This window comes from Streptomyces gilvus (genome assembly GCF_022513565.1).
Taxonomy (GTDB): domain Bacteria; phylum Actinomycetota; class Actinomycetes; order Streptomycetales; family Streptomycetaceae; genus Streptomyces; species Streptomyces gilvus.
In genome coordinates this window covers 12869-25744 of record NZ_JAKWBE010000031.1, presented here as the reverse complement: position 1 = coordinate 25744, position 12876 = coordinate 12869, and the positions used below count along the sequence as shown (strand labels likewise).

Below are 12876 nucleotides of genomic sequence, written 5' to 3'. Positions count from 1 at the left end.
GCGGCGCGAGGGCGGGCTCGGGGCGCAATCGGTCCATATCGACGCGTGGGGCCTGATCGGCGGGGTCAGCGTCAGCCGCGGCCGGCACTAGGGCAGCGGCTCCACCCGTCCGCTCACGTGCACCCGGTCACCGCTTCCGCGCAGCTCGAACCGGCCGCCCTCCGCCCCGTACGTCACCGTCCCCGGCAGCAGGACCGGCGCCCGGAACTCCGCCCGTACCCGCACCGCGTCCGGCGACCCGTGCGCGGCGAGGCAGCGCGCCACGGTCCACATGCCGTGCGCGATGGCGCGCGGGAAGCCGAAGAGGCGGGCGGTGAGGGGATGGAGGTGGATGGGGTTGCGGTCGCCGGACGCGGCCCCGTACCGCCGCCCGACGTCCCCGGCCAGCCGCCACTCGGCGAGCGCGGGAAGCGGGGCCCGCTCGGCCCGTTCGGCGGACGGCTCGGCGTGCGTGCGGTGCCGCGCGAGATACGTGCTGCGCGACTCCCACACGACGTCCCCGCCCTCCCCGCCGTCCCGCATCTCGGTGATCACCGAGGCCTCGGTGCCGCGCCGGTGCGGCTCGAGACCGCCGACGTGGACGGCGAGTTCGTACGCGCCGGTGGCCGGGAGCGGCCGGCGCCGGGTGATGTCGACGGAGGTGTGGACGAGGCCGAGCAGCGGCAGCGGGAAGCCGCGGTCGCTCATCAGCCGCATGGCCAGCGGGAAGCCCAGGACGTGCGGATAGGTCAGGGGCAGGGCGTCGTTACCGGTCGCGAAGCCGCAGACCCGCTCGTAGGCGGCCAGCCGCGCGAGGTCGACGCGCAGGCCGGGCAGGACGAGGCGGGTGCGCGGGAACTCCGCGTCGGGGCTCGGCCGTTTGAAGGGTGACAGGAGGGCGCCCCGGGCGAGCAGGGGCGGCAGGGAAGGAGAGCCGGTGAGGACGAGGGACATCACGCCCCCAGCAGGCTCTGGCCGCATACGCGGACGATCTGGCCGTTGACGGCGCCGGACGCCGGATGCGCGAGCCAGGCGGTGGTCTCGGCGACGTCGGCCGGAAGTCCGCCCTGGGCGAGGGAGTTCATCCGCCGGCCCGCCTCCCGGATGAACAGGGGGATCGCGGCCGTCATCGTCGTCTCGATGAACCCGGGCGCCACCGCGTTCACGGTCACCCCGTGCTCGGCGAGGGCGCGGGGCGCGAGCGAGCGGACCAGTCCGACGACGCCCGCCTTGCTCGCGCCGTAGTTCGTCTGCCCCGCGTTGCCCGCGAGCCCGGCGATCGAGGCGGTGGCGACGATCCGCCCGCCGCGCCGCAGCGTCCCGGCGTCGAGCAGCGCGTCCGTGGTGCGCAGCACGCTCGCGAGGTTCACGTCGAGCACCGAACTCCACCGCTCGGCGGGCATGTTGACCAGCCGCCGGTCCCGGGTGATCCCGGCGTTGTGGACCAGCACGTCCAGCCCGTCGGGCAGGGCGTCGGCGATCCGCGCCCCCGCGTCGGGCGCGGTGATGTCGAGCGCGAGCGCCCTCCCATGGAGCCGCTCGGCCACCCGCCGGGCATCCTCCTCGGCCCGCGGCACATCGAGTACGACGACCCGGGCCCCGTCCCTGGCCAGCGTCTCGGCGACCGCCGCCCCGATTCCCCGCGCCCCACCGGTGACGAGCGCGGTTCGACCGGCGAGGGGCAGGTCCCAGTCCACGGCGACGTCCGCGTCCGCACCCACCCCGATCACCTGCCCGCTCACATACGCCGACTTGGGCGAGAGCAGGAAGCGCAGGGTCGACTCCGCCGCCATCGCGTCCGTCAGGCGGATCAGGTTCACCGTCCGGCCGCGGCCGATCTCCTTGCCGAGGGAGCGGACGAAGCCCTCCAACGCCTGTTGGGCGGCGGCCTGGTGATGGTCCGTGGGGTCGAGTGGCGCGCCCAGGACGACGATCCGGCCGCTGCTCTCCACCGACCGCACGACCGGGTGCAGCGCCGCGTGCACCTCGGCGAGCGCCTCGACGTCCCGCACCCCGGTGGCGTCCAGGACGACCGCGGCCGGTGCGCCGTCGCTCTCGGGCAGGCCGGTGCGGGCGAGGACGGGGGAGAGGTCGAGGTCCGACTTGCCGGTGGTGAGGGCCAGCAGCCCCCCGGTGAGCGCGGGGCGTCCGGGCGACCAGCGGTGCAGGGGCGCCGGTCGCGGCAGCCCGAGCCGGCGGGTCAGGAAGCGGCCGGGCGCGGTGCCGGCGAAGCGCAGATAGCGGTCGGCCATGTCCAGTCTCCCCAAGCGACAGCTGCTTACTCCAGAGTCAGGTTACCCGAGGTAATAGCAGGTGGGGAGGTGAAAAATGTTCAACATACCCTCCGGTAACGTCCTTTCGGCATGAAAAGCGACGACCTTGCACATCCCTGACGCACGCCCACCGCCGGACCACCCCCGTACCCTCACCGGACCATCACGCAGGCACCGTACGATCTCCTCCCCTTGACCTGCGACAACTCCCCCGCAGGGCAGCTGGGTTGAACATCTGGAGTCGCCCGTGTCCACCTCGCACCCGCCCGCCGACCTGGTGGTCCACTCCACGGCGTACGACGGCACACCGGTCCTCGTGGAGCCCGCCGTCCGCCGGCTGGACGGAGAGGTGCGCGAGGTCTCCGTACCGCCCTTCGTCCCGGCGGTGCGCCACGGCTCGCTCGCCGACCTGCCCTTCGACAACGCCTGTACCGCCCCCGAGGACCGGGTCCTCAGCCGCCGTACCGAGGCGGGCACGTGGACGGACGTGACGGCCGCCGAGTTCGCCGCCGAGGTGCTGGTCACGGCGAAGGGACTGATCGCGACCGGTCTGACCCCGGGCGACCGCGTCGCCGTCATGGCCCGCACCGTCTACGAGTGGACGCTCCTGGACTTCGCCGCCTGGGCCTGTGGCCTGGTCACCGTGCCGATCTACCCCACCTCCTCCCTCTTCCAGACCCGCTGGATCCTCCAGGACTCCGGCGCGGTGGCCCTGGTGACGGAGACCGGCGCCCAGGCCGCGGCCCTCGGCCCCGAACTGGACCGCGTGCCCGACCTCCGGCACCTGTGGGTCATCGAGAAGGGGCATGTGGAGCGCCTGGGGGAGCGCGGCGCACAGGTGCCGGACCAGGAAGTGGCCGTACGGCGCGGGATGCTGGGCCCCGACACGCTGGCCACGATCGTCTACACCTCGGGCACCACCGGCCGCCCCAAGGGCTGCGCGATCACGCACGGCAACTTCTTCGCCGAGGTCGACAACGCCGTCGAGCTGCTCTACCCGGTCTTCCGCGCCCGGACCAGCGAAGAGGCGTCGATCCTGCACTTCCTGCCGATGTCGCACATCTTCGGCCGGATGGTGGCCGTCGCCTGCATACGGGCCCGGGTGCGGCTCGGGCACGCGCCGAGCCTGAAGTCGGAGGAGCTGCTGCCCGACCTGGCGAGCTTCCGGCCGACCTGTCTCGTCGCGATCCCGTACATGCTGGAGAAGGTGTTCAACGCGGCCCGCGCGCGGGCCGAGACCGGCGGCCGGGTGAGCGTCTTCGACCGCGCGGTGGGCGTCGCCTGTCGCTACGGCGAGGCGCGCGAGGCCCGCCAGTCCGGCACGGGCCCCGGCCCGGGCGCCGCGCTGAAGGCCGCCCGCGCCTTCTACGACCCGCTGGTCTACCGCCGTATCCGCAACGCCATGGGCGGCCGGGTCCGTTACATGATCTGCGGCGGCTCCCCGCTGGGCCGCCGGCTCGCCTCGTTCTACGCGGGCGCGGGCATCGAGGTCTACGAGGGCTACGGGCTCACCGAGACCACGGGCGCGGCCACCGTCTCCCCGCCCCTCAAACCCCGTCTGGGCACGGTCGGTTGGCCGCTGCCCGGCACGAAGGTGCGTATCGCGGCCGACGGCGAGATCCTGCTGGCCGGCGGTCATGTCCTGCGCGGCTACTGGGACCCGAACGCCGGCGGGGTCGTCCCCGCGACCGCCGACGGCTGGCTCGCCACCGGCGACATCGGTCGGCTGGACGACGACGGCTACCTCCACATCACCGGCCGCAAGAAGGAGATGCTGATCACGGCGGGCGGAAAGAGCGTCGCCCCGGCCCCGTTGGAGAACTGGCTCCGCCAACACCCGCTGATCTCCCAGGTCATGGTGGTCGGCGACGCCCGCCCCTACGTCGGCGCCCTGGTCACCCTCGACATGGAGGGCGTCAACCACTGGCGCCGGATGCGGGGCAGGCACCCGGTCCCCGCCGAACTGCTGCTGGACGACGAGGAGTTGCACCAGGTCCTGCAACGGGCCGTCGACGAGGCCAACAAGCTGGTCTCCCGCCCGGAGTCCATCCGCCGCTTCACCGTCCTGCCCGTCGACTTCACGGAGGACTCCGGTCACCTGACCCCCTCGATGAAGCTACGCCGGGAGGCGATAGCCGAGGAGTTCAAGGAGGAGATCGAGCAGCTCTACGACCCCTATGGCCAGGGAGGTCAGGGTGTCCGATAGCTGAGGGAGGTTCACGTTGCCGTAAAGGTTGCACATCCCCGGCCCCGGAGCATCTCCGGATCATCACGAACTCGCCATGCCCGAGCCGTATCCTTTCTGCTGTAACCCGGGGTAACATCCCGGCCACGCACCGCCGGTGAACAACTCGGTACGCACCGCACGTACCACTGCAGAGCGGTACCGAGCTGCACGCCCCAGGAGAGCTGCCATGTCCGTGTCCGTGCCCTACCCCTCCGCGTCCGACTACGACGGCGTGCCCCAGCTCGTCGAGCCGGAGCTCCGCCGGCTGGACGGCGAGGTACGCGAGACGTCGGTGCCCCCGCTCGTGCCGCCGCCCACACACGGCTCGCTCGCCGACCTGCCGTTCGACAACGCGGACACGGCGCCCGACGCCCGCGTCCTCAGCCGCCGCGCGGAGGACGGCGGCTGGACGGACGTCACCGCGGCGGAGTTCGCGCGGCAGGTGCTGGGCCTGGCCAAGGGGCTGATCTCGGAGGGGCTGGTCCCCGGTGACCGGATCGCCGTGATGGCGCGGACGATCTACGAGTGGACGCTCCTGGACTTCGCGGCCTGGGCGGCCGGCCTGGTGACCGTCCCCATCTACCCGACCTCCTCGGTCTTCCAGACCCGCTGGATCCTCCAGGACTCCGGCGCGGTGGCCCTCGTCACGGAGAACGCGGAGCAGGCGGCGGCCCTCGGCCCGGAGCTGAGCCGGCTGCCCGACCTGCGGCACATGTGGATCGTCGACAAGGGCCACCTCGACCGGCTCGCCGAACTCGGGCAGCCCGTCCCCGACCAGGAGGTCGGCGTGCGGCGCGGGATGCTCGTGCCCGACACGCTCGCCACGGTCATCTACACCTCGGGCACCACCGGCCGCCCCAAGGGCTGCGTCCTCACCCACGGCAACTTCCTGTCCGAGGTCGACAACGCGATCGAGCTGCTCTACCCGATCTTCAAGTCGAAGGCGGACGACCCCTCCACCCTGCTCTTCCTGCCGATGTCGCACGTCTTCGGGCGCATGGTGGCGATCGCCTGCGTCCGCGCCCGGGTGCGCCTGGGCCACGCCCCGAGTCTGCAGGCCGAGGACCTGCTGGCCGACCTGGCCGGCTTCCGCCCGACCTTCCTGCTGGTCATCCCCTACATGCTGGAGAAGGTCTTCAACAACGCACGGGCCAAGGCGGAGAGCGGCGGCCGGGTCTCCGTCTTCGACCGCGCCGTCAACGTGGCCGTCCGGCACGCCGAGGCGACCGAGGCCCGGCACGCCGGCACCGGCTCGGGCCCGAACGCGGCCCTGAAGGCGGCCCGCACCTTCTACGACCCGCTGGTCTACCGCCGTATCCGCAACGCCATGGGCGGCAGGATCCGGCACATCATCTCCGGCGGCTCCCCACTCGGCCGCCGACTGGCCGCCTTCTACGCGGGCGCGGGCATGGAGATCTACGAGGGCTACGGTCTCACGGAGTCGACCGGCGCCGCGACCGTCACCCCGCCGCTCAAACCCCGGCTGGACACGGTGGGCTGGCCGCTGCCCGGGACCCGGGTGCGGATCGCGGCCGACGGCGAGATCCTGCTCAGCGGCGGTCAGATCTTCCGCGGCTACTGGGACCCGCACGGCGGTGGCGTGATCCCCTCGCAGACCGACGGCTGGTTCCCCACGGGGGACATCGGCCGCCTGGACGACGAGGGCTATCTGACCATCACCGGCCGCAAGAAGGAGATCCTGATCACCGCGGGCGGCAAGAACATGGCCCCGGCCCCGCTGGAGAACTGGCTGCGCCAACACCCGCTGATCTCCCAGGTGATGGTCGTCGGCGACCGCCGTCCCTACATCGCGGCGCTCATCACCCTCGACATGGACGGCCTCAGCCACTGGCGCCGGATGAACGGCAAACACCCCGTCCCGCCGGAACTCCTGGTCGACGACCCGGAGTTGACGGAAGTCCTGCAAAGGGCGGTGGACGAGGCGAACAAGCTGGTGTCGAGACCCGAGTCGATCCGGCGGTTCGCCGTCCTGCCCCGTGACTTCACCGAGGAGGAGGGGCATCTGACCCCGTCGATGAAGCTCCGCCGGGAGGTCGTGCTCCGGGACTTCGCCGCGGAGGTGGAGGGGCTGTACGCGCGCTGAGCGGTCGCGTGTGACCGGCCCCACACTCCGCGCGGCGCCAACGAAACGTTTGAGTTTCGCTGGGCGAGTGGCATACGTTTGCTGTACGAAACCGTTTCGGACCGATGTGCTGAGCAATTAAAGGCCGCGCATCAGTAAGGACGTCTCCTCCATGGCGGGCTCGTCGCCATGCGCGAGCAGGGCCTCGAAGTCGCCCCGCAACGAGCCGGTGTCGACCTCGCAGACGACGCCGGCCTGCTTGTGCCGCATCGCCTCGACGACCAGCTCGACCTTGCCGCCCCACTGGCGGTAGAGCGTCGCCTTGCTGGTCCGGGTGCGGGCGGCGACGGCGTCCATGGTCAGTCCGTCGTACCCGACCTCGCCGAGCAGCTCCAGCACGGTCTCGTACAGCTCGACCTCACGCTCGGCCGTGAACCGACTGCGCCGCGACGTTGCGACCTCGGCCACTTCCCTCACCTTCCCCAGGTGAACGATACGGTTTCGTACGTGTCCTTCCGCCTTCGGCCTTACCCTGTGCAACTGCAAAACGAAACAGTTTCGTACGCACTGCTGCCGTGACGTGTGTACCACTCGGTGGACATCAGGCGGGCTCTCAGCTCCTCGGGCAGCGCGGCAAGCCGTCCCGGCAACGCCCCCCGCTCGACCTCACTCCGATGAGCCATCACGGCATCGAGCTTCCGCCGCACCCAGGGGCGGACGTCGACGGCGACATCGATCCGCTCGTCGGGCACGCTGAACAGGTCTCTGCCCGGCCGCACCAGCACATGCCCCAGCGCGCGGGCGGCGGAGTCGGGATGAGTGGCGAGATAAAGAGCCCCCACCCGCCAGGGCGTGCCGGCCCCGGGATGGAGCCGGGCCCATCCGGCGGCTTCCACCGCGAGCACGGTCACCCGATGGGCCCGCACATGGTCGGGATGCCCGCTGAGATTGCCGTAGGCGTCGTGCGTGACGACGATGTCGGGCCGGAACTCCCGGCTCTGCGCCACGAGCCGCCCCACGACCTCGTCGAGCGGCGCGTCGCAGAACCGGGCGCGACCGGGCGCGGACTCGGGCACCCGGGCGTCGGCGTACCCCAGCAGTCGGGGCTCCCCGGCCCCGAGAATCCGCAACGCCTCCGCCAACTCCCCGGCCCGCCGGGTCCCTTCCCCCCAGGTGGCGGTCACCACCCCGGTCCGCGCCCCCGACTCGGCATGCCGTGCGAGCACACCACCGGCTGCCAGCGACTCGTCGTCGGGGTGAGCGAAGACGGCGAGGAGGGAGGGGAGGCTTGTCTGCCGGGTCAGCGCGTCCAACGGGACGAGGAGAGGAAGGCGGCCCAGGCGGCGGGGGAGACGGTGAGGTGGGGACCGTCTTCCGGGCGGTGCTTGGAGTCGCGGACGTGGACGGTGGCGGGGGTGACGGCGACTTCGAGGCATTCGCCGCCCTCGCCGCTGCTGTAGCTGGATTTGCGCCAGCTGTAGGCGACTTCGAGGCATTCGCCGCCTTCGCCGCCGCTGTAGCTGGACTTGAACCAGGTGAGTTCGCTGTTGCTCATAGCTCCTCCAGCTTCTTCTCGACCAACGCCCGGGACTCCGAAGGAGAGAGCGCCATCGCCCGCATGATCCCATAGCGGTCGGCGATCTTGCGGACCTCTTCTCGGTCGGTGATCAGCCGGGGGTAGCCCTGTGCCTCCGTATAGGCAACCTGGCCATGCCCCTTGGGCACCAGCAGGTTGAACGCGCTGTCCAGGTTGGGGTGTTCCTCGCACCTCGTCGGCATCACCTGGATCTCGACATTGCGCATGCCGCCGACTTGCAGGAGACGCAGCAGTTGTTCCCTGAAGACGGTCGGCCCGCCGATCGGCCGATCGAGCAAGACCTCTTCGAGGACGTAGCTCACGATGGGCGGCGGCCAACGGTCGAAGACCCGCTGGCGCGAGAGCCGGTCCGCCACTCGCTTCTCAATGGTCTCCTCGCTCAGGAAGGGCCGCCTCTGGCGGAACACGGCCTCGGCATAGTCCGCGGTCTGCAACAGGCCCGGGACTCCTTGGTTGGCGTAGACGTGCAGCTCCACCGCCTCCGCCTCCATTGACGCATAACTCCGATACCACTCCGGATGCCTGGTCCGCGCCCGAGCCATCGCCTCCTTGACGTCCGGGATGACCTCCTTCAACAAGCCGCCCGCGTCGAGCAGTTCGTCCGCCTTCTCCAGGAAGTCCGGCTGGGGCGTCCGTACGCCCCTTTCCATCGCCGAGATCTGGTCCGGCCCGTACGACACCAGCTCGCCGAACTCCTTCTGCGTCAGCCCCCTCCCCTCCCGCAGCAGCCTGAGCATCTTGCCCAGTGCCGTGAACAAGCCCGTCGTCCCCTCGGCCTCCGCCGGTGTCTCCGGCCTGCGGTCCTCCACGCCTCACCCTCCCGCCCGACAACCCGTACCGCGCACCGAACGCAGCCGTACAGCTACCCACAGTCGCCATGTCCTCCCTGGTCAGGGTAGAGACAAACCGCCACTCTCAGTCACGTGAACGCCGAAATCTCCACCCCCACCAGCACTCCCAGCGCCGAACTGACCCAGCGCCTCAGCTCGACGCCCCGGGGTGCACGACTCGCCCGCCGCCTCACCGCCCAGCAACTGCAGGCCTGGGGATTCCCCCACGACAGCGACCTGAACGACACCGCACAGCACGTCGTCGCGGAGCTCGCAGCCAATGCCGTCACGCATGGGCGCGTACCCGGGCGGGACTTCGAGCTGAGGTTGTCGCTGTCGCCGGACGAGGAGACCCTGCGTATCGAAGTGAGTGACGCTCGCGGGGATCGAGAACTGCGGTTCGCCGTCGACGAGCCGGACGGTGAGCGGGGGCGGGGGCTCGTTCTCGTCACCCTTCTCGCCGCCGCCTGGGGTGTCACCCAGCGCGCCGTCGGCAAGACCGTCTGGGCCGAACTTCCGCTCGGCCCCGGCCGGCACGGCTCTTGACTTCCCAAGACCCCCGCGCCACATTCCGGTCCCCTTGTCCTCGTCCGGTAGAAGGGACCGACATGTCCACAAACGCGGACCGTGCGAGACGTACAGCCCGACCCACCCGCAGACAGGTGCTCGGTACGACGGCCGGCGCGGGGCTCGCCCTCGCGGCGGGCGCCCACGGTGCCGGTGCCGCCGATCTGCCCCTGCTCGGCACGTACGACGTCGTCGTCATCGGCTCCGGTGCCGCCGGGATGACCGCCGCCCTCACCGCGGCGGGGCAGGGGCTCGGTGTCGTGGTCGTGGAGAAGGCGGCCACCTTCGGCGGGTCGGCGGCCCGTTCCGGAGCCGGGGTGTGGATCCCCAACAACTCCGTGATCCTCGCCGCCGGCGTCCCGGACACCCCCGCCAAGGCCGCCGCCTATCTCGCCGCGGTGGTCGGATCGGACGTCCCCGCGGCCCGGCAGCAGGCCTTCCTCGCCCACGGCCCCGACATGATCTCCTTCGTGATGGCCAACAGCCCGCTGCGCTTCCGGTGGATGGAGGGCTACAGCGACTACTACCCCGAGCTGCCCGGTGGCCTCCCCAACGGCCGCTCCATCGAGCCCGACCAGTTCGACGGCAACCTGCTCGGCGCCGAACTCGCCCACCTCAACCCGCCGTACATGCAGGTCCCCGCCGGCATGGTCGTCTTCAGCGCCGACTACAAGTGGCTCGCCCTCGCCGCCGTGAGCGTCAAGGGCGCCGCGGTCGCCACCGAGTGCCTGGCCCGCGGCACCAAGGCGGCGCTGCTCGGGCAGAAGCCGCTGACCATGGGGCAGTCGCTCGCCGCCGGGTTGCGCAAGGGGCTCATGGACGCCGGGGCTCCGGTGTGGCTCAGCACCCCGCTGACCAGCCTGTACGTCGAGGGCGGTGCCGTCACCGGCGCGGTCGTCACGAAGAACGGCACCTCCGGCCTCGTACGCGCCCGCCGTGCCGTCGTGGTCGGCTCCGGTGGGTTCGAGCACAACGCCGCCATGCGCGCCCAGTATCAGCAGCAGCCCATCGGGACCGACTGGACGGTCGGCGCGAAGGAGAACACCGGCGACGGGATCCGGGCCGGGCAGCAGGTGGGCGGCGCGCTCGGGCTGATGGAGGACGCCTGGTGGGGTCCTGCCATCCCGCTGCCCGACCAGCCGTACTTCTGCCTCGCCGAACGCACCCTCCCCGGCGGTCTGCTCATCAACGCGGCCGGCGCGCGGTTCGTCAACGAGGCCGCCCCCTACAGCGACGTCGTCCACACCATGTACCGGCGCGACCCCACCGATCCCGACATCCCGGCCTGGCTGATCGTCGACCAGAACTACCGCGACCGGTACCTCTTCAAGGACGTCGCCCCCACCTTCACCTTCCCCGACGACTGGTACAGCTCCGGCGCCGCGTACAAGGCCTGGACCCTCGACGCCCTCGCCTCATCCGTCGGCGTCCCGGCGGCCGCGCTGCGCGCCACCGTCGACCGCTTCAACTCCCTCGCCCTGAAAGGGACGGACACGGACTTCGGGCGCGGCGACAGCGCGTACGACCACTACTACACCGACCCCTCCGTCCTCCCGAACTCCTGCCTCGCCCCGCTCTGGCTGCCGCCGTACTACGCCTTCCGCATCGTCCCGGGCGACCTGGGCACCAAGGGCGGACTGGTGACGGACGCGCGGGCGCGGGTGCTGCGGGCCGACGGGTCCGTCATCCCCGGCCTGTACGCCGCCGGGAACGCCAGCGCCGCCGTGATGGGCCACAGCTACGCGGGCGCCGGGTCGACCATCGGTCCCGCGATGACCTTCGGCTACATCGCGGCGCTGGACATCGCCGGGGCGCTCTAGGAGGTGGTGGCGGTCGCGGGTGGTTTGCGGGCTATGAAGAAGTCGGCCTGCGGGCTATGAGGAAGGCCTGCGGGGAGGTCTCGTGGAGGCTCTCGTCGGCCTCGCGAACCGTCCGGGAGTGGAGGGCGAAGCCGGCGTCCGTCAACAGAGCGGCCATGACGTCCGGTTGGCGGCGCTGGAAGGTCAGCGACACGTCGTGGCCGAAGGCTCGGTCGTAGTGGCGGTGCCGGTCGCCCGCCTGGAAGGCGACCAGCAGCGGCGCTCCGGGTGCCAGCACCCTGTGGAACTCGGCGAAGAGGGCGGGCAGCCGGTCCACAGGGGTGTGGATGGACGAGTACCAGCACGACGCGCCCGCCAGCGACCCGTCGGGAAGGTCCAGGTCCAGCATCGAGCCCTGCTCGAACCGCAGACCCGGATTCTCCCGCCGGGCGATGGCCAGCATCGACTCCGACAGATCGAGTCCGTAGACGTCCAGCCCGAGGGCGGCGAGGCGCCCGGTCGTACGGCCGGGACCACACCCCAGGTCCGCCACCGGCCCCTCACCCTCCACCAGTTCGGCGAAGACCCCGAGTATCGCCCGCTCCAGCGGCCGGTCCTTCAGCTCCTCCTGGAACAGGGCGGCGTAATCCTCGGCGATGGCGTCGTAGAACACCTTCGTCTCGCTCAGGAACCCGGTCTCGGTCTCGATCTCGATCTCGGTCTCGGAGTCGGTCATGGTCAAAACCGTAGAGGCCCCCACTGACAATCGGCCGGGGCGCGTGTCGTCCCACGGGGGCGTGCGCCGACTCTGAAGGGTCTCATCAGTGCCCGGATGGGCGCCGACCAGTCGGGTGAGCCGCTCCCGGCCGAGCGTGTCGGCGATCACGAGGCTGAAAGCGGCCATTCGTGTGTTCAGGAGTGGCTCGGGGCGGCGGACGTTCTATCGAATGCAAGTTCGACTATCCACCCTGCAAAGGCAGACCAGCCACTCCGCAAAGGCAGGAGCCCCACCGCCTTGCGGCGTGGGGCTCCTTGGGTACTGCTATCTGTTCCGGATCAAAGCACCAGGCTCCGAGACCGAATGATCAGACGGGGGTGACGTTCTCCGCCTGCGGGCCCTTCGGGCCCTGGGTCACGTCGAAGGAGACCTGCTGGTTCTCCTCCAGCGAACGGAAGCCGCTCGCGTTGATCGCGGAGTAGTGAACGAAGACGTCGGGGCCGCCGCCTTCCTGGGCGATGAAGCCAAAGCCCTTTTCGGCGTTGAACCACTTCACGGTTCCGGTAGCCATAAGCCCTCCTTGGGCCCAAAGGGTTGCCCTGCTCCAGAACCCTGCAAGTGTGAAAACAAGTGCCGCACAACTGCATACGTCTGAAAACGACGAGAGCCCGCGGTTACATGCTCCGCAGGCTCTGTACTGCAAGGAAACCAAACTGCAACTTGCGGCGAGCCTAGCACGCGGGCAGCCGAAAGCAATAGAGGGCAAGATCACGTCACCCGGATGTTTGAAAGATCCGAGAGTG

The 12876-nt window shown here is 70.8% G+C and carries 11 protein-coding genes and 1 pseudogene; 4 read left to right on the top strand and 8 right to left on the bottom strand.

Annotation, left to right across the window (positions count from 1 at the left end):
- Positions 1 to 87: 87 nt before the first annotated feature.
- Together MKW14_RS33505 and MKW14_RS33500 are read right to left on the bottom strand one after the other, a co-directional pair.
- Complete coding sequence (locus MKW14_RS33505) at positions 88 to 960, bottom strand: MaoC family dehydratase (RefSeq protein ID WP_240869298.1); 873 nt, start codon at positions 958 to 960, stop codon at positions 88 to 90.
- Positions 933 to 2231: a 3-oxoacyl-ACP reductase gene (locus MKW14_RS33500; protein WP_240869295.1), complete on the bottom strand. Its 1299-nt coding sequence runs from the start codon at positions 2229 to 2231 to the stop codon at positions 933 to 935. Before MKW14_RS33500 ends, MKW14_RS33505 begins: the two co-directional genes overlap by 28 nt.
- 268 nt (positions 2232 to 2499) lie before the next feature.
- Between MKW14_RS33500 and MKW14_RS33495 the strand changes: the two genes are divergently transcribed.
- Both MKW14_RS33495 and MKW14_RS33490 read left to right on the top strand, forming a co-directional pair.
- The gene (locus MKW14_RS33495) at positions 2500 to 4458 is read left to right on the top strand and encodes an AMP-dependent synthetase/ligase (RefSeq protein ID WP_240869292.1); all 1959 of its coding nucleotides are present in this window, start codon (positions 2500 to 2502) and stop codon (positions 4456 to 4458) included.
- Positions 4459 to 4666: 208 nt separating this feature from the next.
- Complete coding sequence (locus MKW14_RS33490) at positions 4667 to 6583, top strand: AMP-dependent synthetase/ligase (protein WP_240869289.1); 1917 nt, start codon at positions 4667 to 4669, stop codon at positions 6581 to 6583.
- Positions 6584 to 6703: 120 nt separating this feature from the next.
- Here the strand turns inward: MKW14_RS33490 and MKW14_RS33485 are convergent.
- The 4 genes and pseudogenes from MKW14_RS33485 to MKW14_RS33470 all read right to left on the bottom strand — a co-directional run.
- Positions 6704 to 7030 (bottom strand): annotated as a pseudogene (locus MKW14_RS33485) (helix-turn-helix domain-containing protein); the annotation flags it as partial.
- Positions 7031 to 7089: 59 nt separating this feature from the next.
- A complete protein-coding gene (locus tag MKW14_RS33480; protein ID WP_240869283.1) occupies positions 7090 to 7875 on the bottom strand; it encodes a PIG-L deacetylase family protein in 786 nt (261 codons plus the stop codon).
- Positions 7863 to 8117: a DUF397 domain-containing protein gene (locus MKW14_RS33475; RefSeq protein WP_240869281.1), complete on the bottom strand. Its 255-nt coding sequence runs from the start codon at positions 8115 to 8117 to the stop codon at positions 7863 to 7865. The genes MKW14_RS33480 and MKW14_RS33475 overlap by 13 nt, the downstream gene beginning before the upstream one ends.
- Positions 8114 to 8968 carry a helix-turn-helix domain-containing protein gene (locus MKW14_RS33470; protein WP_240869280.1) on the bottom strand — a complete coding sequence of 285 codons (855 nt, stop codon included), beginning with the start codon at positions 8966 to 8968 and terminating at the stop codon, positions 8114 to 8116. Before MKW14_RS33470 ends, MKW14_RS33475 begins: the two co-directional genes overlap by 4 nt.
- Before the next feature lie 114 nt (positions 8969 to 9082).
- On the opposite strand from MKW14_RS33470, the gene MKW14_RS33465 reads away from it, so the two are divergent.
- Both MKW14_RS33465 and kstD read left to right on the top strand, forming a co-directional pair.
- Complete coding sequence (locus tag MKW14_RS33465; RefSeq protein WP_240869276.1) at positions 9083 to 9535, top strand: ATP-binding protein; 453 nt, start codon at positions 9083 to 9085, stop codon at positions 9533 to 9535.
- Between the two features lie 62 nt (positions 9536 to 9597).
- The gene (gene kstD / locus MKW14_RS33460; protein ID WP_240869270.1) at positions 9598 to 11376 is read left to right on the top strand and encodes a 3-oxosteroid 1-dehydrogenase; all 1779 of its coding nucleotides are present in this window, start codon (positions 9598 to 9600) and stop codon (positions 11374 to 11376) included.
- A gap of 31 nt (positions 11377 to 11407) precedes the next feature.
- Here kstD and MKW14_RS33455 read toward each other — a convergent pair whose 3' ends face one another.
- Both MKW14_RS33455 and MKW14_RS33450 read right to left on the bottom strand, forming a co-directional pair.
- Positions 11408 to 12091, bottom strand: a complete 684-nt coding sequence (locus tag MKW14_RS33455; RefSeq protein WP_240869268.1) for a class I SAM-dependent methyltransferase — start codon at positions 12089 to 12091, stop codon at positions 11408 to 11410.
- Between the two features lie 349 nt (positions 12092 to 12440).
- Complete coding sequence (locus MKW14_RS33450; protein WP_003992177.1) at positions 12441 to 12644, bottom strand: cold-shock protein; 204 nt, start codon at positions 12642 to 12644, stop codon at positions 12441 to 12443.
- Positions 12645 to 12876: the final 232 nt, after the last annotated feature.